21 protein-coding genes are annotated in these 23,297 nt (G+C 67.8%); 15 read left to right on the top strand and 6 right to left on the bottom strand.

The window, feature by feature from the left end:
• Positions 1-1,386 (bottom strand): aminopeptidase P N-terminal domain-containing protein, encoded by a 1,386-nt coding sequence (locus VAR608DRAFT_RS36410; RefSeq protein ID WP_088958490.1) that lies wholly within the window; start codon positions 1,384-1,386, stop codon positions 1-3.
• Positions 1,387-1,550: 164 nt separating this feature from the next.
• Here VAR608DRAFT_RS36410 and VAR608DRAFT_RS36405 point away from each other — a divergent pair, with 164 nt between their 5' ends.
• Complete coding sequence (locus VAR608DRAFT_RS36405; RefSeq protein ID WP_088958489.1) at positions 1,551-3,587, top strand: hypothetical protein; 2,037 nt, start codon at positions 1,551-1,553, stop codon at positions 3,585-3,587.
• 61 nt (positions 3,588-3,648) lie between these two features.
• Here VAR608DRAFT_RS36405 and VAR608DRAFT_RS36400 read toward each other — a convergent pair whose 3' ends face one another.
• A complete protein-coding gene (locus tag VAR608DRAFT_RS36400) occupies positions 3,649-4,338 on the bottom strand; it encodes a nucleotidyltransferase family protein (RefSeq protein WP_088958488.1) in 690 nt (229 codons plus the stop codon).
• A gap of 5 nt (positions 4,339-4,343) precedes the next feature.
• Positions 4,344-4,733 (bottom strand): adenosylmethionine decarboxylase, encoded by a 390-nt coding sequence (gene speD / locus VAR608DRAFT_RS36395; RefSeq protein WP_088958487.1) that lies wholly within the window; start codon positions 4,731-4,733, stop codon positions 4,344-4,346.
• Positions 4,734-4,836: 103 nt separating this feature from the next.
• On the opposite strand from speD, the gene tkt reads away from it, so the two are divergent.
• Complete coding sequence (gene tkt / locus VAR608DRAFT_RS36390; protein ID WP_088958486.1) at positions 4,837-6,876, top strand: transketolase; 2,040 nt, start codon at positions 4,837-4,839, stop codon at positions 6,874-6,876.
• Positions 6,877-7,037: 161 nt separating this feature from the next.
• A complete protein-coding gene (gene gap / locus VAR608DRAFT_RS36385) occupies positions 7,038-8,039 on the top strand; it encodes a type I glyceraldehyde-3-phosphate dehydrogenase (protein ID WP_088958485.1) in 1,002 nt (333 codons plus the stop codon).
• Between the two features lie 65 nt (positions 8,040-8,104).
• Here the strand turns inward: gap and VAR608DRAFT_RS36380 are convergent, their stop codons facing one another.
• Both VAR608DRAFT_RS36380 and VAR608DRAFT_RS36375 read right to left on the bottom strand, forming a co-directional pair.
• Positions 8,105-8,413 carry a putative quinol monooxygenase gene (locus VAR608DRAFT_RS36380; protein WP_088958484.1) on the bottom strand — a complete coding sequence of 103 codons (309 nt, stop codon included), beginning with the start codon at positions 8,411-8,413 and terminating at the stop codon, positions 8,105-8,107.
• 91 nt (positions 8,414-8,504) lie between these two features.
• A complete protein-coding gene (locus tag VAR608DRAFT_RS36375) occupies positions 8,505-8,927 on the bottom strand; it encodes a VOC family protein (RefSeq protein ID WP_088958483.1) in 423 nt (140 codons plus the stop codon).
• 401 nt (positions 8,928-9,328) lie between these two features.
• On the opposite strand from VAR608DRAFT_RS36375, the gene ltrA reads away from it, so the two are divergent.
• The 12 genes from ltrA (at position 9,329) to VAR608DRAFT_RS36315 (ending at position 21,421) form a co-directional block, all read left to right on the top strand.
• Positions 9,329-10,837, top strand: a complete 1,509-nt coding sequence (gene ltrA, locus VAR608DRAFT_RS36370; protein ID WP_231972977.1) for a group II intron reverse transcriptase/maturase — start codon at positions 9,329-9,331, stop codon at positions 10,835-10,837.
• A 155-nt stretch (positions 10,838-10,992) separates the two neighbouring features.
• Positions 10,993-11,640 carry a TetR/AcrR family transcriptional regulator gene (locus tag VAR608DRAFT_RS36365; protein WP_088958482.1) on the top strand — a complete coding sequence of 216 codons (648 nt, stop codon included), beginning with the start codon at positions 10,993-10,995 and terminating at the stop codon, positions 11,638-11,640.
• Between the two features lie 134 nt (positions 11,641-11,774).
• Positions 11,775-12,521 (top strand): PAS domain-containing transcriptional regulator, encoded by a 747-nt coding sequence (locus tag VAR608DRAFT_RS36360; RefSeq protein ID WP_088958481.1) that lies wholly within the window; start codon positions 11,775-11,777, stop codon positions 12,519-12,521.
• A 196-nt stretch (positions 12,522-12,717) separates the two neighbouring features.
• Complete coding sequence (locus VAR608DRAFT_RS36355) at positions 12,718-13,581, top strand: FAD binding domain-containing protein (protein WP_088958480.1); 864 nt, start codon at positions 12,718-12,720, stop codon at positions 13,579-13,581.
• A gap of 29 nt (positions 13,582-13,610) precedes the next feature.
• A complete protein-coding gene (locus VAR608DRAFT_RS36350; RefSeq protein ID WP_088958479.1) occupies positions 13,611-14,102 on the top strand; it encodes a (2Fe-2S)-binding protein in 492 nt (163 codons plus the stop codon).
• A 67-nt stretch (positions 14,103-14,169) separates the two neighbouring features.
• Complete coding sequence (locus VAR608DRAFT_RS36345) at positions 14,170-16,584, top strand: aerobic carbon-monoxide dehydrogenase large subunit (protein ID WP_088958478.1); 2,415 nt, start codon at positions 14,170-14,172, stop codon at positions 16,582-16,584.
• Positions 16,585-16,594: 10 nt separating this feature from the next.
• Positions 16,595-17,182: a CoxG family protein gene (locus VAR608DRAFT_RS36340; RefSeq protein ID WP_088958477.1), complete on the top strand. Its 588-nt coding sequence runs from the start codon at positions 16,595-16,597 to the stop codon at positions 17,180-17,182.
• 4 nt (positions 17,183-17,186) lie between these two features.
• Positions 17,187-18,092: an AAA family ATPase gene (locus tag VAR608DRAFT_RS36335; RefSeq protein WP_088958476.1), complete on the top strand. Its 906-nt coding sequence runs from the start codon at positions 17,187-17,189 to the stop codon at positions 18,090-18,092.
• A 4-nt stretch (positions 18,093-18,096) separates the two neighbouring features.
• Complete coding sequence (locus VAR608DRAFT_RS36330; RefSeq protein WP_088958475.1) at positions 18,097-19,263, top strand: vWA domain-containing protein; 1,167 nt, start codon at positions 18,097-18,099, stop codon at positions 19,261-19,263.
• Between the two features lie 121 nt (positions 19,264-19,384).
• A complete protein-coding gene (locus tag VAR608DRAFT_RS36325; RefSeq protein ID WP_172843949.1) occupies positions 19,385-20,266 on the top strand; it encodes an XdhC family protein in 882 nt (293 codons plus the stop codon).
• Between the two features lie 47 nt (positions 20,267-20,313).
• Complete coding sequence (locus VAR608DRAFT_RS36320) at positions 20,314-20,991, top strand: nucleotidyltransferase family protein (protein WP_088958473.1); 678 nt, start codon at positions 20,314-20,316, stop codon at positions 20,989-20,991.
• A gap of 82 nt (positions 20,992-21,073) precedes the next feature.
• Positions 21,074-21,421 (top strand): FHA domain-containing protein, encoded by a 348-nt coding sequence (locus VAR608DRAFT_RS36315; RefSeq protein ID WP_088958472.1) that lies wholly within the window; start codon positions 21,074-21,076, stop codon positions 21,419-21,421.
• 7 nt (positions 21,422-21,428) lie between these two features.
• Here the strand turns inward: VAR608DRAFT_RS36315 and VAR608DRAFT_RS36310 are convergent, their stop codons facing one another.
• Positions 21,429-23,231 carry an NAD(P)/FAD-dependent oxidoreductase gene (locus tag VAR608DRAFT_RS36310; protein WP_088958471.1) on the bottom strand — a complete coding sequence of 601 codons (1,803 nt, stop codon included), beginning with the start codon at positions 23,229-23,231 and terminating at the stop codon, positions 21,429-21,431.
• Positions 23,232-23,297 lie beyond the last annotated feature (66 nt).

The raw sequence follows: 23,297 nt of genomic DNA, 5'->3' as shown, positions 1-23,297 counted from the left end.
TCAACCGCGCATCAACGCTTCGATTTCGTCGCCCTTGACCGGCACGCCGCGCGAGATCAGCTCGCAGCCGGTGTCGGTCACGATCGCATCGTCCTCGATGCGGATGCCGATGTTGTGGAACTGCTCGGGCACGCCCTCGGCCGGCCGCACGTAGATGCCCGGTTCGATCGTCAGCACCATGCCCGGCTTCAGGATGCGGCTCGGCCGGTTCTTGATGATCTCGTTGGACAGCGGGTCGCGGCGCTCGCTGATCTCGCCCAGCTGTGTCGGCTCGACGTAGCTGCCGCAGTCGTGGACGTCCATCCCCAGCCAGTGGCCGGTGCGGTGCATATAGAAGGGGAAGTAGGCGCGCTTCTCGACCACGTCGTCCACGCTGCCGACCTTGTTGGCGTCGAGCAGGCCCAGGTCCAGCATGCCTTGCGAAAGCACCTTGACCGTCGCTTCGTGGGGGTCGTTGAAGCGCTGGCCGGCGCGGGTTGCCGCGACGGCGGCGTCCTGGCTCGCGAGGACGAGGTCGTACAGCGCGCGCTGCGGGCCGGTGAACTTGCCGTTGGCCGGAAAAGTGCGGGTGATGTCGCTGGCGTAGCCGTCGAGCTCGCAGCCGGCATCGATGAGCACCAGTTCGCCGTCGCGCACCGGCGCGACGTCGGCGCGGTAGTGCAGCACGCAGGCATTGGCACCGGCCGCCACGATCGAGCCGTAGGCCGGGCACTGCGAGCCGCCGAGCCGGAATTCGTGCAGCAGCTCGGCGTCGAGGTGGTATTCGCGCACGTCCTTGCCTTCGCGCAGCATGCGTGCCGACAGCTGCATCGCGCGGACGTGTGCCCGGGCGCTGATCTGCGCGGCGCGGCGCATCGTGTCCTGTTCGTGCGCGTCCTTGACCAGGCGCATCTCGTCGAGCGGACCGCACAGGTCGCGCTGCTCTTCAGGGCACAGCGCGCCGAAGCGCACCCGGGCGCGCACCGACGACAGCCAACCGTCGATCCGCGTTTCCAGCCCCTTGTGCGTCGCGAACGGATACCAGACCACCGACCTGTTCTCGAGCAGCCGCGGCAGCCGCACATCGAGTTCCTCGACCGAATACGCCTCGTCCACCCCCAGCACCCCCGGTGCGGCCTCGGGACCCAGCCGATAGCCGTCCCAGATCTCGCGCTCCAGGTCCTTCGGCGCGCAGAACAGCGTCGACTTGCCGTCGCCGGTCAGCACCAGCCAGGCGTTCGGCTCGGTGAAGCCGGTCAGGTAATAGAAGTAGCTGTCGTGCCGGTACAGGAAGTCGCTGTCCCGGTTGCGCTGGCGCTCGGGAGCGGTCGGAATGATCGCGATGCCGTCGGCGCCTAAATAAGTAGAAAGATGTAAACGACGGGGGGCTTGATGATTTGCGGTCATAACGTCACTATTCGCTAACTTTGTAAGTGCTCCCCAAGGGGGTCGAAAAACACGAAGAAAGTATTTGCAAGATGGTTTGCCCGTGAGGTTCATCCCACGTAAAAAACGGCCACTTGTTATTTTGGAGGTGTTTTTTGTTGAAAGTTATCCATAAGAGCGCCATTTTGCTGTCATTTGGCGCCATCGCGCTTGCGGGCTGCGGCGGCGGTGGTGGTGGCGGCGGTGGCTCCGCCGTGAGTGCAGCGGCCGCGGCCAACGCAGCTGCGGCGGCTTCGGCGTTGCAGAGCGGCTCCTCTTCCGGCAGCAGCGGCGTCTCCTCCGGCGGCACGACCCTCGGGAGCACACCGCAAACCACGACCTTCTGCGGATCCCAGAGCACGGACATCGTCGACAGCGCGCTGAACATCGTGGCGGCACAGTACACCGCCATGGCCGCCCAGTTGAGCAAGGATGCCGGCATCGCCTACCGCTATGGCCCCGATGCGGTGGCATGCGGCACCGCGAATGCGGGCGTGGCGCTGTACAAGCGCACCGATACGAAGCTCACCTCGCCGGCGCCGGACTACCCGTTCTGGTGGTCGGTCGGCGGGCCGCCCAGCTCGAGCGCGGGCTCGTTCTCGTCGAACCTCGCCAACGCGGCGTTCGTGGCGGACGACACGTCGCAGCGCGTGGGCGTGTCCGACATCCAGGTCTCGAACTACATGTACAACGTGTTCGCGCAGCTCCCTCAGCTGAACTGGACGCGGGCGGCCGTCACCGGCGGCGGCATCGACAGCATCAACGTGATGGGCTATCGCGACCAGCACCTCGTGAGCAGCGACCCGATCGCCGTCGGCCGCTGCGCCGGCCGTCCGGCCTTCTGCTCGGAAGGCCTCGTCGCGTTCCAGAACGGCGTCATCGGGACGGTCGGCAGCAACACGGCCCGCAACCAGGCCACTGTGCAATTGCCTGCCAACAAGGTGCCGACCGCCATTGCCATGACCAACAACAGCGAATTCGCGCTGGTCACGGTGTGGGACACGCAGGCGCTCAAGGGCCAGGTCGCGGTGATCGCGCTGGCCGGCCTGTGCGACGGCTGCGACCCCTACAACTCCGCCCAGCACACCGGCTACGCGGCCTGGTACAACTACTGGCAGGAATGGATGGGCGTCTACCCGGGCCTCGCCAACATGGGCGACATCGCCTTCATGAAGATCCTTGGCTACGTCGACCTGCCGGGCATGGCGGCGCCGACCGAGATCGCCGTCACCACCGGCATGGACCAGTTCAAGTCGCTCAACCAGACCGGCTCGAACGTCGGCCAGTTCGTCGGCTACGCCAACTCGCCCCTCTCGAGCAACTGGCAGAAGTTCGCGAGCGGCGGCGCCAACCAGTACAACTACGCCAAGGGCGGCGTGGCAGTGGTGATCTCCAAGTCGGAGCAGAAGGCCACGTTCATCGATTTGAAGCCGCTGTTCAGCTACTTCAACGGCATGTACTTCAGCTCGAACGTGAACCAGACGACCAACATCGGCCAGTCGGCCAACCAGTGGCCGTTCACCTTCGACGTGCAGGCCTCGCAGACGCCGACGGTGCTCAAGACGGTGTCGCTGGGCGCACGCCCGACGGCGGTGAAGACCACGGTCTTCGGCTCCACCCCGCGCGCCTGGGTCGCGACGCAGGACGGCACGCTGCACATCTACAGCCTCGACGGCTTCACGCCGGGTGACGGCTACAGCATGGTGGCCAACCCGCCGGCGAGCAACATCGCCGAAGTGGGCACCGTGACCGGCATCGGCCGCAACCCGACATCGCTCGGCACCTCCAAGGGTGAGCCGGGCGGCTTCAGCGGCGAGCCTAACAACCAGCAGGTCATCGTTGCCTCCCGCGGCGACAACAAGATCAACTGGGTGCGCTTCGCCTCCAACGGCAACAGCGGCAGCGTCGTTCGCACGATCCAGCACAGCGAGATGAAGGACCTGATCGCCGTGGAGGACGCGGACAACTTCGCGAACCAGGGCTATGTGCTGAGCGCGCTCGACTACGCCGGCAAGGCGATGCGCAACTACCGCTACGGTCCGGTGATCTTCAGCGACGGCGGCGCATGCGCAGGACCGACCGGCTGCCCGATCAACGCGATCAACGGCGCCGCGGCCGAGTACGGCGGCGCGATGGCGCTGCCCGGCAAGCCGTTCCAGATGTCGACATCGAACGTCCCCTGACGCGGGCTACGCGACGGACAACTGCCACCGAAAACGGCCCGCGCCACGCGGGCCGTTTTTTTCATCTGTTCAGTTCGGCCAGCCGCTCCGGCGTGCCGACATCGGCCCAGCGTCCGGTGTAGAGCTCCGCGCCAACCAGGCCCGATCGCATCGCATCGCGCAGCAACGGCGCCAAAGCCGCCTTGATCCCCTGCGGGTTCCCGGCTTCGATGTCGCACAGCGGCGGCGCGAAGAGCGCGGCCCGGTACAGCGCGATCGTCGAGAAGGTGTACTTCTGCGGCGCCTCGCTGAGCGCGCCGCCGTCGGCCGCGATGCCGAAGTCGCCTTGCGGGTGGTGCGCCGGGTTCGGTACCAGCCACAGGTGCGCGAGGCGCCAGCTCGCCCTGAAGCGCTCCACCGCTTCGCGCGAGAACCGGAAATCCGGCGCGTACACGTCACCCGCGGCGACCCAGAAGATGTCGCCCAGCATCGGCAGCGCGCGCACGATGCCGCCGGCCGTTTCGAGCGCGCCGCCGAAGTCCCTGCCTTCATGCGAATAGGCGATGGTGGATGCGCCGAACCGTTCCCCGAAGCGCGCCGGGATCTGCTCGCCGAGCCACGCGGTGTTCACCACCAGGTCGGTGAAGCCGCCCGCGGCCAGCCCCTCGATGGGCCATTGAATGAGGGGCTTGCCCGCGACTTCGAGCAGCGGCTTGGGCGTCGTGTCGGTCAAGGGCCGCATGCGCTCGCCGCGCCCGGCCGCAAGGATCATTGCCTTCATGCGGCCTCCGCACGGATCGCGCCGCGCTGCAAGGCATGCAGCTTCGCGTGCTGCGGCATGAAGAGCGCCTCCAGCGAAGCCATCACCGCCCTCGCCTTCGCCGAGTGGTCGCCGCCGAAGTTGCAGACGTAGACGTCGAGCGTGACGCCGCCCTGCTCGGGCCAGGTGTGGACGCACAGGTGCGATTCCGCGAGCAGCACCGTGGCGGTCACGCCGCCGGGCCCGTGCGGCGTGGCCGGGAAGGCATGAAAGAGCTGGCCGACCACCTGCAGGCCGGCCGATTCCGCCGCATCGACGCATGCCGCGCCGAGCGCTTGCGCATCGACCAGCCAGCGCGCGGCGCAGCGGCAATCGTGGAGATCGGCGGTGAGGTGCAGTCCATGCATGGCCGGCACTCTAGCAGCCCATCCGCGGGCCGCCGGGAGGGTCCGCAACCTCGCCCGCTAAAATGCCGGGTTCCCCCTAACTTGCCCCCCAGAAAGCCCCCAGATGGCCAACCAAGCCTTGATGGCCAACGCGATCCGCGCGTTGGCAATGGATGCCGTACAACTCGCAAACTCGGGGCATCCGGGCGCACCCATGGGAATGGCCGACATGGCCGTCGCACTCTGGGGCGAACACCTCAAGCACAACCCGGCCAACCCGCGCTGGTTCGACCGCGACCGCTTCGTGCTCTCGAACGGCCATGCCTCGATGCTCATCTACGCGGTGCTGCATCTCAGCGGCTACGAGCTGTCGGTCGACGAGCTCAAGCGCTTCCGCCAGCTCCACAGCAAGACCGCCGGCCACCCCGAAACCGGCGTCACGCCCGGCGTCGAGACCACCACCGGCCCGCTCGGCCAGGGCATCACCAATGCCGTCGGCTTCGCCCTCGCCGAGAAGCTGCTGGCTTCGGAGTTCAACCGCAAGGGCCACGACATCGTCGACCATCACACCTACGCCTTCCTGGGCGACGGCTGCCTGATGGAAGGCATCAGCCATGAAGCGGCGGCGCTCGCGGGCGCCTGGAAGCTCGGCAAGCTGATCGCGCTGTACGACGACAACGGCATTTCCATCGATGGCCCGGTCAAGCCCTGGTTCATCGACAACACCGAAGAACGCTTCAAGGCCTACGGCTGGCACGTGATCGGCCCGATCGACGGCCATGACGTCAAGGAGGTCGCGAAGGCCATCGAGAAGGCCAAGAAGCACGGCGACAAGCCCACCCTGATCATCTGCAAGACCCAGATCGGCAAGGGCAGCCCGAACCGCGCCAACACCGCCAAGGCGCACGGCGAACCGCTCGGCGCCGACGAGATCGGCCTCACCCGCAGCGCCCTGCAGTGGACGCACGCGCCCTTCGAACTGCCGGCGGCCGTGTACGAAGAGTGGGATGCCAAGGCCGCCGGCACCCGTGCCGAAGCCGCCTGGAACGAGAAGTTCGCCGCCTACGCAGAGGCTTTCCCCGATCTCGCGGGCGAATTCAGCCGCCGCATGAAGGGCGAGCTGCCGAAGAACTTCCACCAGACCGCCCTGGACACGATCGTCGCCGCGCACACCAAGGCCGAGACGGTCGCATCGCGCAAGGCATCGCAACTTGCGCTCGAGGCCTTCACCGCCGCATTGCCCGAACTGCTCGGCGGCAGCGCCGACCTGACCGGTTCGAACCTCACCAACACCAAGAGCACACCGAGCCTGCGCTTCGACGACAACGGTGCCGTGGTGCGCAGCGAAGGCAACGAGCAGTACCCCGACGGCCTGCCGGGACGCCATATCAACTACGGCGTGCGCGAATTCGGCATGGCTGCCATCATGAACGGCGTGGCGCTGCACGGCGGCTTCATTCCCTACGGTGGCACCTTCCTGACCTTCAGCGACTACAGCCGCAACGCGATCCGCATGGCGGCGCTGATGAAGCAGCGCGTGATCCACGTCTTCACGCACGACTCCATCGGCCTCGGCGAAGACGGCCCCACGCACCAGTCGATCGAGCATGCGGCGTCGCTGCGCCTGATCCCGAACCTCGATGTCTGGCGTCCCGCCGACACCGCCGAGACCGCCGTGGCCTGGGCCGTCGCGCTGCAGAACGCGAGCCGCCCGACGGCGCTGCTGCTGTCGCGCCAGAACCTGCCTTACTCGCCCAAGGGCGACCTGAGCGACATCAACAAGGGCGCCTATGTGCTGGCCGAGCCGCTCGCCGGCAAGAAGGCGCGCGCCGTCATCATCGCGACCGGCTCCGAAGTGCAGCTGGCGCTCAAGGCGCAGGAGCTGCTGGCCGCCAAGAAGATCCCGGTGCGCGTGGTCTCCATGCCTTCGACCACCACCTTCGACCGCCAGAGCGTCGACTACAAGAAGGGCGTGCTGCCGCAAGGCCTGCCCCGCATCGCCGTGGAAATGGGCGCCACGGACGGCTGGTGGAAGTACGGCGTCGCCGCCGTCGTCGGCGTCGACACCTACGGTGAATCGGCACCCGCCGGCGTGCTGTTCAAGCACTTCGGGTTCACGGCAGAGAACGTCGCTGCCACGGTCGAAGCGGCGCTCAAGCGCTAGGATGACCCCCACGCTTCTCACTTCGTGTATCGCTGCCCCCCGAGGGGGCAGCAGCAGGCCGCCCGTCTGCGCGAAGCGCGGACTTCGCCGCGCTGGCGGCCCGGCGCCGGCCTAAGGTCGAACCACCTCTTTCGGTTTTCAATCATCCAGGAGCAAATGACATGGCTATCAAACTCGGTATCAACGGCTTCGGTCGCATCGGTCGCAACGTGCTTCGCGCCGCGGTGCAGAACTTCAAGAACGACATCGAGATCGTCGCGATCAACGACCTGCTCGAACCCGAATACCTGGCCTACATGCTCCAGTACGACTCGGTGCACGGCCGCTTCCAGGGCGAGATCAACGTCGAGGGCAACACGCTGATCGTCAACGGCAAGAAGATCCGCCTGACGCAGGAGCGCGACCCCGCGCAACTCAAGTGGAACGAAGTCGGCGCGGACATCGTGCTCGAATCCACCGGCCTCTTCCTCACCAAGGAGAGCGCGCAGAAGCACATCGACGCCGGCGCCAAGAAGGTGCTGCTGTCGGCCCCCAGCAAGGATGACACCCCCATGTTCGTCTACGGCGTCAACGACAAGAAGTACGCCGGCGAAGCCATCATCAGCAACGCGAGCTGCACCACCAACTGCCTCGCTCCGGTGGCCAAGGTGCTCAACGACAAGTGGGGCATCAAGCGGGGCCTGATGACCACGGTGCACGCTGCCACCGCGACGCAGAAGACCGTCGACGGCCCGAGCAACAAGGACTGGCGCGGCGGCCGCGGCATCCTCGAGAACATCATCCCGTCGAGCACCGGTGCCGCCAAGGCCGTGGGCGTGGTGATCCCCGAGCTCAACAAGAAGCTCACCGGCATGAGCTTCCGCGTGCCGACCTCCGACGTGTCGGTGGTCGACCTGACGGTGGAACTCGAGAACGCAGCGACCTACAAGGAAATCTGCGCCGAGATGAAGGCGCAGAGCGAAGGCGCGCTCAAGGGCGTGCTGGGCTACACCGAGGACAAGGTGGTCGCCACCGACTTCCGTGGCGACCCGCGCACCTCGATCTTCGACGCCGAAGCCGGCATTGCGCTCGACGGCACCTTCGTCAAGCTCGTCAGCTGGTACGACAACGAGTGGGGCTACTCGAACAAGTGCCTCGAGATGGTCCGCGTGATGGCGAAGTAAGCCGCGCCAGGCCACTAAAGAAAAACGCGCCCTCGGGCGCGTTTTTTTGTTTTGGGGGCTGAGGATCAGACGGGTTCGAGCACGTGGATGACTCGGCTTTCGGTCCACTCCTTGGTCTTGGCGCCGTAGGCGGCCATGTGCGGCGCGGCGGCGTGGGCCTGCAACGCAGCGAGCGTTGCCCATTTCTCGACCACCACGAAGGTGTCGGGGCCGAAGCTGCCGCGCGTGGCGGGCATGCCGGCGGCGTCGACCGTGGCGGTGTACTCGATGCAGCCTTCCTCGGCCAGCACGGCCGGCCGGTTGGCGCGGTAGGCCTCGAGGATCTTGTCGCGTTGGCCAGGCTTGGCGGTGATGACGGCGACGACGTGAATCATGGGCGGTGGCTCCTTGGGTTCTTGGGGATGGAACCGCCGAATGTACGGGCAGGCCGCCGCCGGCGCCTGTCGCCTCGGAGGCGCCCGACGATCAGGCCGCTTCGTGCATCACCACCACCATCCACGACACCCCGAAGCGGTCCGCCACCATGCCGAAGGCCGGCGAGAAGAAGGTCTTGCCGAGCGGCATCTGCACCTGGCCGCCGTTGCCGAGGCCATCGAACAGGCGCTTGGCCTCGGCCTCGTCCTTGGCGATGAGCGAGAGCGAAATGCCCTGGAACACCGGCTTGCCGGTCGTGGTCATTCCGTCGGACGCCATCACCGTCGATTCGCCGATCGTGAAGGCCGAGTGCATGACCTTGTTGGCGTCGATCGGACCGCAGTCGGCCCGCGGCGGCTCCGGGCTGTCCTTGAAGCGCATCAGCGCCGTGACCTGGGCGCCGACCGCATTCTTGTAGAACTCGAGCGCCTCTTCGCAGCGGCCGTCGAACATCAGATAGGGCTGGACTTGCATGGGATCTCCTGTGCGCCGGTCAAAACCGGCAAAGTGTTGTGAATGAAAGTTTCATACGTTGAAGGCTTAGCCAGCTACGGCGGCCCCGAGTCATGCGTGCACATCCGCGAGGGTGTGGGCGAAGCGTTGATAGGGGGACGAGCGGGCCGGGTATCGAGCCGCGTAATACATGCCCCGTGGCGACAGCTGCGGGTGGTCCGGGGTGCCGAGGCAGTAGGAGAATGCCGAAGGTCACACCGTCGCTGCCGCATTGGCGAGGCAGAGGCGGACCCCGCGCGGTCAAAGACCCCGAGCACGCACGCAAGCACTTTGTTCGGGAACCGGGAGATCCCGCGTCCTTCTGCGCAGCGCTGGGAAGCGCTGGCTGCAGAGCGCATCGTGAAGCCCAAGGGCGTACGACGATGAGCCACAGGCGCGGGAAGTCGGACTGCTGCGTAGTACCGAAGAAGCTGCCGAACAAGGCTGCGGGGGAAGCTCCTGCGGCGGCGGAGGTGGTGGAGGGAAGGCGGCAGGCCAAGGGAAATGCCATCGCGGCGCGCATGTCCCGCAGATCGGTGCGGGTCTATGACATGGGAACCGCGCTCGATGGCATACGACAGACGGCAAAGGGCCGTCGTGATGCGAAGTTCACGGGACTGCTGCATCACATCTACGCGGTCGAACGCCTGCGGGCGGCTTACCTCGCGCTCAAGCGCGACGCGGCCGCCGGGGTGGACGGCCAGACCTGGCAGACGTACGGACAGGACCTGGAGGGCAATCTCCTGGAGTTGTCCGAGCGGCTGGCCCGAGGGGGCTACCGGCCCCAGCCTGTGAAGAGGGTGTACATCGACAAGGCCGACGGCAGCAAGCGCCCGCTGGGCGTGCCGGCGCTGGAGGACAAGCTCGTCCAGCGTGCCACGGTCGAAGTGTTGAACGCCATCTACGAGCAGGACTTCCTCGGGTTCAGCTACGGCTTCAGGCCCGGGCGCAGCGCGCACAACGCGCTGGATGCCGTGGCGGTGGGTGTGGGCGCAAGGAAGGTGAACTGGATACTCGATGCGGACATCGCCAAGTTCTTCGACACGATCGAAAGGGACTGGCTGGTGAAGTTCATCGAACATCGCGTGGCTGACACGCGCGTGGTGCGGCTGATCAAGAAATGGCTGCACGCGGGCGTGCTGGAGGACGGCAGGCTCACGCAAGGTGAGTTGGGGACGGTTCAGGGCGGGAGCATCAGTCCGCTGCTGGCCAACATCTACCTGCACTATGCGTTGGACCTGTGGGTGAAGCAGTGGAGGGGGCGCCATGCCCGGGGTGACGTGATCGTCGTGCGCTACGCCGACGATTGGGTTGCGGGGTTCCAGTTCCGTGATGACGCCGAGCGCTTCCAGCGCGCGGTGGCCGAGCGGCTGGGCCAGTTCGGGTTGAAGCTGCATCCCGAGAAGACGCGGCTGATCGAGTTCGGGCGCTTCGCCCACGAGAACCGACGCCGCAAGGGACAAGGCAAGCCGCAGACCTTCGACTTCCTGGGGTTCACGCATTGCTGCGGGACGACCCGAAAGGGCAAGTTCATGGTCCTGCGACTCACCAGTGCCAAACGCCTGCGAGCCAAGCTGCAGGTGATCAAGCTCGAACTCAGAAGGCGCATGCACCAACCCATCCCGGAGCAGGGCCAGTACCTGCGGGCGGTGGTGACTGGGCATGCGCGCTACTTCGGCGTGCCGTGCAACGGCGCGCGGCTGAGGACATTCCGCCATCAGGTCGTCGGGCTGTGGCATCGCACGCTGTGCCGCCGCAGCCAGAGCCACGACCTGCCTTGGCGACGCATGTATCGCTTGATGGCGCGCTGGCTGCCTGTCCCGAACATCTGCCACCCCTACCCGAACCAGCGTCTGATCGTCATGACCCAAGGCAGGAGCCGTATGCGGTAGCTCCGCACGTACGGATCTGTGGAGGGGGTGTTGGGTGACTGACATTCCTACTCTGACTTCGAGGATGAGGGGGCGTTGGGGAAACCGTTGCGTTTGTGTACAACGTCCACAAAACGATAGCAAAGATAATGGACGCTGTCCACATGAAAGACCGCATGTCCGTCCCGGCAACCTCCGCACCGCCCGCGCGCAGCACTTATCGCCACGGCGACCTCCGGCGTGCGCTGCTCGCGGCGGGTGTCGAACTGGCGCGCGCCGGCGGGCCTGAAGCGGTCGTGCTGCGCGAGGCCACGCGCCGCGCGGGCGTCGTACCCAATGCGGCCTACCGCCATTTCGAGAGCCGCCAGGCGCTTCTCCAGGCCGTGCGCGCTGCGGCGCTGTCGGCCGTCGCGCGCGCGATGGAGGCCGAGCTCGCCACCCTGCAACCGATGCGCGATCCGGCCGCATTCGCACGTGCGACCGTGCGGGCGGTGGGCGCCGGCTACCTGCGTTTCGCCCAATCGGAAACCGGCCTCTTCCGCACGGCATTCGCGACGCAGGTGGATGTCCAGGGCCAGCCCGAGAAAGCGATGAGCGGCGACAGCGGCCTCGACCCCTTCCAGCTCCTCGGTGCCGCGCTCGACCGTCTCGTCGAAGCCGGCGCCATGCCGGCCGCGCGCCGCCCCGGCGCCGAGTTCCTCGCCTGGTCGGCGGTGCACGGCCTGGCGATGCTCGTCATCGACGGGCCCCTGCGCGACATGCCGCGCGCTCAGGTCGACGCGCTCGGGCAGCGGCTCCTGGACATGGTGGAAAAAGGCCTCTAGCTGCCTCGCTCGGGCACTGGCAACTCCAACGCATCGTCGCGCCACCATGCTGCGGGCTCACCCCCTGCGCAAGCTGCGTCAACAGTGCTTCAATCGGACCACCGGCCAGCCAGGCCCGGACCACGGAGACACGCATGCAAAGTCGCAGCCCCCTGTACTTGCTCGAGCGCTCGGATGTCGGCGTGGTCCAGCTCGACCGCGAGTTGCGCGTCGTCGCCATGAACAGCTTTGCACGCCGCGTGCTGCCGGTGGAAGACAAGGCGCCGTTCGAGAAGGTGGTGCTGTCCTTCCACCCCGAGCGCTCGCAGCCGAAGGTCAGGTTCCTGCTCGACCAGGCCGAGTGCCCGGTGAGCAACCCGCCGCCGATGACGATGATCATCAACATCCCCGAGCGCGTGCTGCTCATCAAGGTCGCCAAGCTGTCGGACCTGCGCGGCGACACCGCGAGCTACACGCTGATCTTCTACGACATCACCGAGCTCGTCGCCGGCGAGGAGCCCGGGGCGCAGAAGCCGCAGGCCAAGCGCCAGCTGCAGAAGATCCCGACCGTGTCACAGAACCGCATCGTGCTGGTCGACACCGAGGCGGTGACTTACATACGCGCCGAGGGCCACTACACCTGGGTCAGCACGGCGCAGGGGTCGAGCTTCTGCAACCTCAACATCAGCGACCTGGCCGAGCGGCTCGACGGCGCGTCGTTCCTGCGCATCCATCGCAGCTACCTCGCCAACCTCGACCACGCCGAGCAGATCCTGCGCGACGACGGCAAGGTCAGCCTCAAGCTGCGCGGCGAAGCGACGCCGCTGCCGGTCGCGCGCACCAGCGTGCCGCGCCTTCTCGACCAGCTCGGCATCACCGAGATCGAGGCGATGCGCGGCTGATCCGGCGCGATCCGGGAGAACCCCCGCCGCATCACGGCCGGTTGCATTTCATGCAGTGGACGCGCATTTCGTGCATGCACCGCCCACCTTCGTGCGGCCAATCGCAGTCTCCCGCGCGCCGGAACTAAGTTAGCCGCCGGCCCGCGAGCCCGGGCCCGGCGCGCGCTGCGCGTCAGAACAACAGGAGACAGGCACGATGATTCCCTCCGGATTCGACTATCACGCGCCCCGCTCGGTGGGCGATGCCATCCAGCTGCTCGGCACCCTCGGCAGCGATGCCAAGCTGCTGGCCGGCGGCCACAGTCTGCTGCCGATGATGAAGCTGCGCTTCGCGCAACCGGCGCATCTCATCGACCTGAACCGCATCGATGCGCTGCGCGGCATCCGCGAGGACGGCGCGGCGGTGGTGATCGGCGCCATGACGGTCGAGAACGAGCTCATCCGTTCCCCGCTGCTGCGGCAGAAGGTCCCGCTCTTGCCCGAAGCGGCGTCGCAGATCGCCGATCCGCAGGTGCGCAACCGCGGCACCATCGGCGGCGACATCGCGCATGGCGATCCGGCCAACGACCATCCGGCGCTCGCGATCGCGCTCGACGCCGTCTTCGTGCTCGAAGGGCCCAAGGGCCGGCGCGAAGTGAAGGCCGAGGGCTTCTTCCATGGCACCTACGTGACCGACATGGCCGAGGACGAGATCCTGGTCGAGATCCGCGTGCCCGCGTTTGCGCCGAAGACCGGCTACGCCTACGCGAAGCTCAAGCGCAAGACCGGCGACTGGGCCACGGCGGCGGCGGCCGTGGTGCTGCGCATGGACGGCGGCAACGTGAGCCATGCGCGCATCGCGCTCACCAACCTGGCGCCGACGGCGCTGCGCGCCGCGGACGCCGAAGCCGCGCTGATCGGCAAGCCGATCGGCGACGCCTCGATCTCCGATGCCGCCGCCAAGGCGATGGCGATCTGCGATCCGGTCGAGGACCTGCGCGGGGACCGCGACTACAAGATCGCGATGGCCGGCCAGATGGTCCGGCGCGCGATCGCCAAGGCCGCCGCGCGCTGCCAATAGGACCAACGAGCACGACGGAGACCCAAGCCATGGCCAAGCAACTCGTCCACATGAGCGTCAACGGCAGGCGCATCGAGAAAGCCGTCGAGCCGCGCATGCTGCTGGTGCACTTCCTGCGCGAGGAATGCCAGCTCACCGGCGCGCACATCGGCTGCGAGACCTCGCACTGCGGCGCCTGCACCGTCGATGTCGACGGGCAGTCGGTCAAGAGCTGCACGCATCTCGCGGTGCAGTGCGAAGACTCGGAGGTGCTCACCGTCGAAGGGCTCGCCCAGGGCGCGGTGCTGCATGCGGTGCAGGAGGGCTTCTACACGCAGCATGGGCTGCAATGCGGCTTCTGCACGCCCGGCATGCTGATGCGGGCCTACCGTTTCCTGCAGGAGAACCCGAATCCCAGCGAGGAGGAAGTCCGCGCCGGGATGAGCGGCAACCTGTGTCGCTGCACGGGTTATCAGAACATCGTGAAGGCGGTTCTCCACGCAGCTGCCAAGCTGCAGCAAACCGAAAAGGTGGCGGCATGAGCCCGCACGGCCGCCCGAAGGGCGAATTCCTCCTCGGGAGGAAGGCGCGAAGCGCCAAGGAGGTCCTATGAACGCACCGATTGATTCCGCATTGCTCGAACGCAGCGCCGCGCTGCAAGGTCTCGGCGACAGCCGGCTGCGCAAGGAAGACGCCCGCTTCATCCAGGGCAAGGGCAACTATGTCGACGACATCAAGCTGCCCGGCATGCTGCACATGGACATCGTGCGCTCGCCGCTCGCGCATGCGCGCGTGAAGAAGATCGACAAGACCGAGGCGCTGAAGGTGCCCGGCGTGATCGCGGTGCTGACCGCCGACGACCTCAAGCCGCTCAAGCTGCACTGGATGCCGACCTTGGCCGGCGACGTGCAGGCGGTGCTGGCGGACGAGAAGGTGCACTTCCAGATGCAGGAGGTCGCGGTCGTCATCGCCGAGGACCGCTACGCCGCCGCCGACGGCGTGGAGGCGGTGCAAGTCGAGTACGAGGAACTTCCGGTGGTGATCGACCCCTTCGCCGCGCTCGAAGCCAATGCGCCGGTGCTGCGCGAGGACCTCGCGGGCAAGACCGAAGGCGCGCACGGCAAGCGCGAGCACCCCAACCACATCTTCACCTGGGAGGCCGGCGACAAGGCCGCGGCCGACGCGGCGTTCGCCGGCGCCGAGGTCACGGTGGCCGAGCGCATCTTCTATCCGCGCGTGCATCCCTGCCCGCTCGAAACCTGCGGCTGCGTCGCCAGCTTCGACCCGATCCGCGGCGAGCTCACCACCTACATGACCTCGCAGGCGCCGCACGTGGTGCGCACGGTGGTGTCGCTGCTCTCGGGCCTGCCGGAATCGAAGATCCGCATCGTCTCGCCGGACATCGGCGGCGGCTTCGGCAACAAGGTGGGCGTGTATCCGGGCTATGTCTGCGCGATCGTCGCGAGCATCGTGCTCGGCAAGCCGGTGAAGTGGATCGAGGACCGCATCGAGAACATCTCCAGCACCGCCTTCGCGCGGGACTACCACATGGACGGCGAACTCGCCGCCACGCGCGATGGCCGCATCACCGGCCTGCGCGTCAACGTGATCGCCGACCACGGCGCCTTCGATGCCTGCGCCGATCCGACCAAGTACCCGGCGGGCATGTTCCACATCTGCTCGGGCTCCTACGACATCCCGGCCGCGTGGTGCAGCGTGAAGGGCGTCTACACCAACAAGGCGCCGGGCGGCGTGGCCTACCGCTGCTCGTTCCGCGTCACCGAGGCGGTGTACCTGATCGAGCGCATGGTGGACATCCTGGCGCAGAAGCTCGGCATCGACAAAGCCGAGATCCGCGCCAAGAACTTCATCCGCAAGGAGCAGTTCCCGTACACCTCGCCCTTCGGCTTCGAGTACGACTCGGGCGACTACCACGCGGCGCTGCAGAAGGTGCTCGACGCCTGCGACTACAAGGGCCTGCGCGCCGAGCAGGCCGCCAAGCGCGCGGACCCGAACTGCCCGACGCTGATGGGCATCGGCCTGGTCTCCTTCACCGAAGTGGTCGGCGCCGGGCCGAGCAAGATGTGCGACATCCTCGGCGTCGGCATGTTCGACAGCTGCGAGATCCGCGTGCATCCCACCGGCAGCGCGATCGCGCGCATGGGCACGATCACGCAGGGCCAGGGCCACCAGACCACCTACGCGCAGATCATCGCGACCGAACTGGGCCTGCCGTCCGAGGTGATCCAGGTCGAGGAAGGCGACACCTCGACCGCGCCCTACGGCCTCGGCACCTACGGCTCGCGCTCGACGCCGGTGGCCGGCGCGGCCATCGCGCTCGCGGCGCGGAAGATCCACGCCAAGGCACGCAAGATCGCCGCCCACCTGCTCGAAGTCGGCGAGGCCGACCTCGACTGGGAGATCGACCGCTTCAAGGTCAAGGGCGACGACGCGAAGTTCAAGACCATGAAGGACATCTGCTGGGCCGCCTACCACCAGGCGCCGCCGGGGCTGGAGCCGGGGCTCGAAGCGGTGCACTACTACGACCCGCCCAACTTCACCTTCCCCTTCGGCATCTACCTCTGCGTGGTCGACATCGACCGCGGCACCGGCGAGACCCGTGTGCGGCGCTTCTACGCGCTCGACGACTGCGGCACGCGCATCAACCCGATGATCATCGAAGGGCAGATCCACGGCGGGCTCACCGAGGGCTACGCGGTCGCGATGGGCCAGCAGATGCCTTTCGACGCCCAAGGCAACCTGCTCGGCAACACGCTGATGGACTACTTCCTGCCCACCGCGGTCGAAACGCCGAAGTGGGAGACGGACCACACCGTGACGCCTTCGCCGCACCACCCGATCGGCGCCAAGGGCGTGGCGGAGTCGCCGCACGTCGGCTCGATCCCGACCTTTACATCTGCGGTGGTCGATGCCTTCGCGCATCTGGGCGTCAACCACATGGTGATGCCGCACACGTCGTACCGCGTCTGGCAGCAGCTCAAGAAGAGCGGCGTCGCACTCTGAGAAGACCACGATGGAAGTCAAGCTCGACAAACGCTACCCGCTCGACGTCGACGTGGCCCGCGCCTGGCAGGTGCTGCGCGACGTGAAGACCGTGGCCGGCTGCATGCCCGGCGCGGCCATCACCGAGCAGGTCGACGACACGCACTACAAGGGCAACGTCAAGGTCAAGGTCGGCCCGGCGAACGCGGCTTTCGCGGGCGACATCCAGGTGCTCGAACTCGACGATGCAGCGAAGAAGCTGCGCATGCTCGGCAAGGGCGCCGACCGCAGCGGCTCGTCGGCGTCGATGGAACTCGCAGCGACCATCGAGCCCGGCGAAACGCCCGCCACTTCCGTGCTCGCCGGGCAGGCGGTGGTCGCGGTCAGCGGCAAGTTCGCGCAGTTCGGCAACCGGCTGCTGGTGCCGGTCTCGGACATGCTGCTCGCGCAGTTCGTCGACAACTTCCGCGCGGCTGCAGCGGCCCTGCCGGGGGCTGCGGGTGCCGACGCAGCGCCCGGTGCTCCCGCCGCGCCCGAGCAACGCGAACTCAACGCACTCGCGATGCTCTGGGCCCTCGTCAAAGGCTGGTTCGCGGGGCTGATCGGCAAGCGAAGCTGATCCCATGACCGAAGCCGAGCTGCGCGAATCGCTGCACCGCGCCGGCTACATCGCCGACGAGGCGCTCGCCACCACGCTGTGGCTGGCCGGCGAATTGCAGCGGCCGCTGCTGGTCGAAGGCGATGCCGGCGTCGGCAAGACGTCGCTCGCCGCTGCACTCGCGCACGCGCAGGGCCGCGCGCTGGTGCGCCTGCAGTGCCACGAGGGGCTGGACCTGTCGCAGGCCGCCTACGAGTGGAACTACGGCCGTCAGCTGCTCGCGATCCGCCTGCACGAGACCCAGCCGCAGGGCATGAAGGAAGCCGATCTCTTCGCGCGCGACTACCTGCTCGAACGCCCGCTGCTGCAGGCGATTTCGAGCGATGCGCCCTGCGTGCTGCTGATCGACGAGATCGACCGCGCCGACGAGGCCTTCGAGGCCTTCCTGCTCGAAGTGCTGGCCGACTACCAGATCACCGTGCCCGAGCTCGGCACCCTGCGCGCCAAGCACGTGCCGCAGGCGGTGCTGACCAGCAACGGCACGCGCGAGCTCTCCGACGCGCTGCGGCGGCGCTGCCTCTACCACTACCTGGAGTACCCGACACTCGCGCGCGAGATCGCGATCGTGCGCGCCACCTTGCCGCAGGCCGAGAGCGCGCTGGTCGAGCAGGCGGTGGCCTTCGTTCAGCGCCTCCGGCGCGAGGACCTCGAAAAGATGCCCGGCATCGCCGAGACGCTGGACTGGGTGCGCGCGCTGCACCGCCTCGAATTCAAGGCGCTGCCCGACGATCCGCATGCGCTCGCGCGCACGCTGGCCTGCCTGCTCAAGACGCGCGAGGACCGCTTCCAGCTCGGCGAAGAGCGGGTGCGGCAGCTCATCGAGGGCCGGCGCACGGTCGGTGTCGCCGAGAAGGCGCCGCAACCGACGTGATCGCATGAACACCCTCGCGCGCCCGCTCGACAGCATTGCCGGCTTCGCGGCCCTGCTGCGCGACAACGGCCTGAAGGTCGGCATCGCCGAACAGCAGGCCATGGTGGCCGCTGCGCTGCGCGTGCCGGTCGAGCGCGCGGCGCGGCTCGATGCCGCATGGCGCTCCATCGCCTGCCACGACGCGCGCGACTGGCGGCGCTGGCCGGAGCTGTTCGATGCCTACTGGCATCCCGACCGCGTGAAGGGAAAGACCCGGATGAGCGGTGCGACGCGCCCGAGCCGCCATCTGCCGCAGCTGGTGAAGAGCCTGCACGAGCAGCTCGATGCCGGTCCGCCGCCAGCGCAGCCCTCGGCCACCGACAGCGCCCTGCATGCGCCCGGCGCCGAGCCGCAGGAGGAAGCCCGCGAACGCGCGCAAGGCGGTGCGAGCCGTGTCGACGCGCTGCACGACCGCTCGCTCTCGCAATGGTTGCCACAGGACCTCACCGAGCTGGAGCGCCTCGCGGAGCGCATCGCGCAGCGCCTGCACAAGCGGCTCACCCGTCGCCTGCGGACCCGCCCGCAGGGCCGCCGCCTCGACGTTCGCCGCACCCTGCGCGCGAGCCTGCGCACCGGCGGCCTGCCGCTGCACCCGGTGTGGCGCGCGCCGCGCCGCGAATGGCCGCGGCTCTTCATCCTCGTCGACGTCAGCCGCTCGATGGAGACCCACGCGCAGCTCTTCCTGCGCATCGCGCGCGCCTTCGTCTCGGCGATGAACGCGCGCGTGTTCGTCTTCCACACCCGTCTGGCCGAAGTGACGCCCTTGCTGCGCAGCGACTCGGCCGCGGTGCAGGAGAAGATCAATGCGGTCACCGCCGGCTTCGCAGGCGGCACCCGCATCGCGACCAGCGTGGCCGACTTTCACCGCCGGCACGCGCGGGCGCAGCTCACCCGCAATGCGCGCGTCTGGGTGCTGTCCGACGGCTTCGATGCCGACGAGCCGCAGCGCCTCGCCGAAGAACTCGCGCAGGTGCGCCGGCGCGGCGCGCTCATCCGCTGGTTCCATCCATCGGACCAGCCGCCCGCCTCGCAGGCGATCGCGCAGGTGAGGGCGCACGGCAAGCTCGTCGAAGGCTTCGAACGGCTGAACAGCGTGGGCGACCTGGCCGAACTCGCACGCCACCTGCGATGAACATGAACGACCGGCCGCCGGACATGATCCAACCGATTCCCCGCCGCGAGGAGGAGCTTCCATGAGCCGCGCGGCCGTTCCGGAGGCGAATACCGCAGCGCTGCTGCGCGGAGGTTACCCAATGAGCAACGTCGACACCGTCCTCGATGCCGCGCACCGGCTGCAGCAGGCCGGCACGCCCTACGCGCTGGTCAGCGTGATCAAGGCGCTCGCGCCCGCCTCGGCGCATCCCGGCGACAAGGCCGTGGTCACCGCCGACGGCGCGTTCCACGGCTGGATCGGCGGCGGCTGCGCGCAACCGGTCGTGCTGCGCACGGTGCGGCAGGTGCTGGCCGACGGGCATGCGCGGCTGATCCGCATCGCGCCCACCGCCGAAGGGGAAGAAAAGGATCTGGGCGACGTGCTCGAGTTCGGCATGGCCTGCCACTCCGGCGGCACGCTCGAGCTGTTCGTCGATCCGGTCCTGCCGCTGGCGCGGCTGGTCGTGATCGGCGCGTCGCCGGTTGCCGCCAGCCTCGCCCAGCTCGCGCCGCGCGTGGGCTTCGCGGTGACGCTGGTCGCGCAGGACGCCGACGCCGGCGCGTACCCGGATGCGCGGCAGGTCTTCGCGACCGACGATCCGGCCGTCGTCACGCCGCAGGTCGCGCCCGGTGCCTGGGTGGTGGTCGCGACCCAGGGGCGGCGCGACCTGCAGGCGCTGCGCCTCGCGCTCGGCCTCGGAGCGCGGCAGGTCTCCTTCGTCGCGAGCGCGCGCAAGGCGCAGGTGCTGAAGGCCTCGCTCGTGGCTACCGGCGAGAACGCAGACGCGGTGCAGGCGATCGTGGCGCCGGCCGGCTACCCGATGCCCGCGACCACGCCCGAGGAGATCGCGCTGTCGGTGCTCGCGGCGGTGGTGTCGCACCGTCACGGCGTCGAGGCGAAGCCTGCTGCCGCAAGCTGCTGCGAAGCACCGGCCGAGCTGCCGGCGATGCCTGCCGAGAAGTCATCCTGCTGCGGTCACTAGCATGAAAAGCCCCCACGCTCATCACTTCGTGTGTTCGGAGGCCTGACATGGGCTGCATCCTCAAGGGCGGCGGCGGTCTCTATGCGCGCATGGTGATCGGCGCGCTGCTGCTCGCGGCCGGCGCGGGCAGCCGGCTCGGCGGGCGTCCGAAGTCGCTGCTCGAACTCGGCGGCGTGCCGCTCATCCGGCGGCAGCTCATCGCGCTGTCGGGCGCGGGCGTCGACGAGGTGGTGGTGGTGCTCGGGCACCATGCCGAAGCGATCGAGGCCGCGGTGCGCGACTTTCCGGTCACGCTGGTGCGCAACCCCTCGCCCGACGATGGGCAGGCTTCATCGGTGCTGATCGGCCTGCAGGCGCTGTCGCCCAAGCTCGATGCGGTGATCGTCGCGCTGGCCGACCAGCCGATGATCAACGCGGACGACATCACTGCGCTCATCGGCGCCTTCAAGAAGCGCGGCGACGCCTCGATGGTGGTGCCGCGCGTCGCGGGCGAGCCCGGCAACCCGGTGATCTTCGAGGCCGCTCTGCGCGATGAATGGCTGGCCGGCGAAGCGAACGCGGCCTGCCGTCGCTGGCGTGACGCGCATCCGGAGCGCGTCCGGTGGTTCGACACCGACAACAGTCGCTATCGCGTCGACATCGACACGCCGGAGGACATGGCGGGATTCACCGCGCGCACTGGCCACGAGCTTCGCTGGCCGGCGGCGCCCGCAACCGTCACCTGAAGGCGCACGGCTTGTAACACTGCGCCGTTGTTGCGCGCCGACTCTGCCGCTAGTGTGGGGAAGCGAAGAGGAACGCATCCCGATGGCATTGCTGATACTGATGACCCCCAAGGGCCAGACCACGCAGGTCCCGGTCACCGAACCGGAAATGACCATCGGCCGCGCCGATCACAACCATGTGGTGCTCGCTTCGCAGCGCGTGAGCCGCTTTCACGCTGCGTTGGCGACCGATGGGCCGGTGGTCACGATCCGCGACCTGGGCAGCCGCAACGGCACCTTCGTGAACGGCAGGCGTATCGAGATGCAAATTCTGGTGAACGGCGACAACATCGACATCGCCGGCTACTGGATGCGCTTCCTCGCCTTCGAGCAGGAGCGCATCGACGACGAGGCGATGCAACTCATCAGCGAACGCGGCCCGTTGGTCTGATTTCGCGCTATCGCTTGTGGTGGCTCGGTGCCAGCTCGTACACCGGCGTCGGAATGCCCTCCATGCGCGCCTTGAGCTGCAGCGCCAGGAACTGCGAGTAGTGCCGCGACTGGTGCAGGTTGCCGCCGTGGAACCACAGTTGCGGCACCTGCGTCGGCTTCCACATGTTGCGCAGCTCGCCTTCCCACGGACCCGGGTCCTTCGGCGTGTCGGAGCCCAGGCCCCAGACCTTGCCCACCTTGTCGGCCACTTCGGGCGAGATGAGGTCCGCCAGCCAGCCGTTCATCGAGCCGTAGCCGGTGGCGTAGACGATCAGGTCCGCCGGCAGCTCGGTGCCGTCGCTCAGGCTGACCGATCGCGGGTTGATGCGTTCGATGGTCACGCCGCTCCTGAGCTTGATGCTGCCGTTGGCCACCAGCTCCGATGCGCCGACGTCGATGTAGTAGCCCGAGCCACGCCGCAGGTACTTCATGAAAAGGCCGGAGCCATCGACGCCGAAGTCCAGCAGGAAGCCGGCCTTCTCGAGCCGTGAATAGAGGTCGGCGTCGCGCTTCTTCATCTCCTCGTACACCGGCACCTGCAGCGGCGCCATGATCTTGTAGGGGATCGAGGCGAAGATCAGGTCGGCCTTGTCGGTGGTCACGCCGGCCTTCACCGCCGCTTCCGAATAGAGGCCGCCGAGCGCGAGCTCCATCAATGAATCCGAAGGCGCGATGTGCGTCGAGCTGCGCTGGATCATCGTGACGTCCGCGCCGTTCTCCCACAGCGCCGCGCAGATGTCGAACGCCGAATTGTTCGAGCCCAGCACCACGCACTTCTTGCCGCGCCAGGCCTCGGGCCCCGGATGCGCGCTGGAGTGGTGCTGTACGCCTTCGAAGGTCTCCGCGCCGGGGATCTTCGGCACGTTCGGGTAGCCCGAGACGCCGAGCGCGAACACGAGCTGCCTGGGCCGCAGCACGATCTCCTTGCCGCCCTGCTCGACCGTGAGCTCCCACTCCTTCTTCGCCTCGTCCCAGCGCGCCTTCTTCGCGGTGGTCGAGCCCCAGTAGTTGAGCTCCATCACCTTGGTGTACATCTCCAGCCAGTCGCCGATCTTGTCCTTGGGCGAGAACACCGGCCAGTCGTCCGGGAACGGCAGGTACGGCAGATGGTCGTACCACACCGGGTCATGCAGGCACAGGCTCTTGTAGCGCCGGCGCCAGGAGTCGCCGGGCCGCGCGTTCTTCTCGACGATGATGGTCGGCACGCCGAGCCGCCGCAGCCGCGCGCCGAGCGCGATGCCGCCCTGCCCGCCGCCGACGATCACGACATAGGGCTGCTCGGTGAAGCCGAGCGTCTTCGCCTCGTCGTCGCGCTTCTCGAGCCAGGTCTTGCGCTGCATGTTGACGCCGTGCTCCGCGCCCTTGACGCGGCGATCGCCCTTCAACTCCTCGAAGCCTTTCAGCTCGGTCATGGTGGTGAGCAGTGTCCATGCCTTGCCGCTGCGAAGCCGCAGGTGACCGCGTCCGCGCGCGACGGCGGTCTCGAAGGTGAACCACGCATCGACGATGCCGTCGGCCTCGGTCGCCTCGCCTTCGAGGGCGAAGCTGGTGGGCTTCGTGTCGGCGAGGCGCGCGTTCAGCATCGCGCGTATCGCTTCCGGGCCTTCCTGCGTGCGGATGTTCCAGGTGAAGGCGACGAGATCGCGCCAGTAGCTGTCGGCATCGAACAGCGCCACGGCAGCGTCGATGTCCTGCCGTTCGAGGGCGGCGTTGAAATCGGCCAGCCAGGCGCTGGCGATCTGCGTCGGATGCACGGACAGATCGGTCATTTCTTGTCTCCTGTTCGCGGCCGCCGTGCGCGCGTGGGCGAGGCGGGGCGGCAACCGTACGCCGTT

Source organism: Variovorax sp. HW608 (genome assembly GCF_900090195.1).
In the GTDB taxonomy this organism is placed as follows: domain Bacteria; phylum Pseudomonadota; class Gammaproteobacteria; order Burkholderiales; family Burkholderiaceae_C; genus Variovorax.
Note: the sequence above shows the minus strand (reverse complement) of the source record. Positions and strands in the feature narration are given on the sequence as shown.

Coding starts and splice junctions, on each gene's coding strand:
- VAR608DRAFT_RS36410 (WP_088958490.1), bottom strand. CDS start 1,386: ATGACCGCAAATCATCAAGCCCCCCGTCGTTTACATCTTTCTACTTAT.
- VAR608DRAFT_RS36400 (WP_088958488.1), bottom strand. CDS start 4,338: ATGATCCTTGCGGCCGGGCGCGGCGAGCGCATGCGGCCCTTGACCGAC.
- speD (WP_088958487.1), bottom strand. CDS start 4,733: ATGCATGGACTGCACCTCACCGCCGATCTCCACGATTGCCGCTGCGCC.
- tkt (WP_088958486.1), top strand. CDS start 4,837: ATGGCCAACCAAGCCTTGATGGCCAACGCGATCCGCGCGTTGGCAATG.
- gap (WP_088958485.1), top strand. CDS start 7,038: ATGGCTATCAAACTCGGTATCAACGGCTTCGGTCGCATCGGTCGCAAC.
- VAR608DRAFT_RS36380 (WP_088958484.1), bottom strand. CDS start 8,413: ATGATTCACGTCGTCGCCGTCATCACCGCCAAGCCTGGCCAACGCGAC.
- VAR608DRAFT_RS36375 (WP_088958483.1), bottom strand. CDS start 8,927: ATGCAAGTCCAGCCCTATCTGATGTTCGACGGCCGCTGCGAAGAGGCG.
- ltrA (WP_231972977.1), top strand. CDS start 9,329: ATGAGCCACAGGCGCGGGAAGTCGGACTGCTGCGTAGTACCGAAGAAG.
- VAR608DRAFT_RS36365 (WP_088958482.1), top strand. CDS start 10,993: ATGTCCGTCCCGGCAACCTCCGCACCGCCCGCGCGCAGCACTTATCGC.
- VAR608DRAFT_RS36360 (WP_088958481.1), top strand. CDS start 11,775: ATGCAAAGTCGCAGCCCCCTGTACTTGCTCGAGCGCTCGGATGTCGGC.
- VAR608DRAFT_RS36355 (WP_088958480.1), top strand. CDS start 12,718: ATGATTCCCTCCGGATTCGACTATCACGCGCCCCGCTCGGTGGGCGAT.
- VAR608DRAFT_RS36350 (WP_088958479.1), top strand. CDS start 13,611: ATGGCCAAGCAACTCGTCCACATGAGCGTCAACGGCAGGCGCATCGAG.
- VAR608DRAFT_RS36345 (WP_088958478.1), top strand. CDS start 14,170: ATGAACGCACCGATTGATTCCGCATTGCTCGAACGCAGCGCCGCGCTG.
- VAR608DRAFT_RS36340 (WP_088958477.1), top strand. CDS start 16,595: ATGGAAGTCAAGCTCGACAAACGCTACCCGCTCGACGTCGACGTGGCC.
- VAR608DRAFT_RS36335 (WP_088958476.1), top strand. CDS start 17,187: ATGACCGAAGCCGAGCTGCGCGAATCGCTGCACCGCGCCGGCTACATC.
- VAR608DRAFT_RS36330 (WP_088958475.1), top strand. CDS start 18,097: ATGAACACCCTCGCGCGCCCGCTCGACAGCATTGCCGGCTTCGCGGCC.
- VAR608DRAFT_RS36325 (WP_172843949.1), top strand. CDS start 19,385: ATGAGCAACGTCGACACCGTCCTCGATGCCGCGCACCGGCTGCAGCAG.
- VAR608DRAFT_RS36320 (WP_088958473.1), top strand. CDS start 20,314: ATGGGCTGCATCCTCAAGGGCGGCGGCGGTCTCTATGCGCGCATGGTG.
- VAR608DRAFT_RS36315 (WP_088958472.1), top strand. CDS start 21,074: ATGGCATTGCTGATACTGATGACCCCCAAGGGCCAGACCACGCAGGTC.
- VAR608DRAFT_RS36310 (WP_088958471.1), bottom strand. CDS start 23,231: ATGACCGATCTGTCCGTGCATCCGACGCAGATCGCCAGCGCCTGGCTG.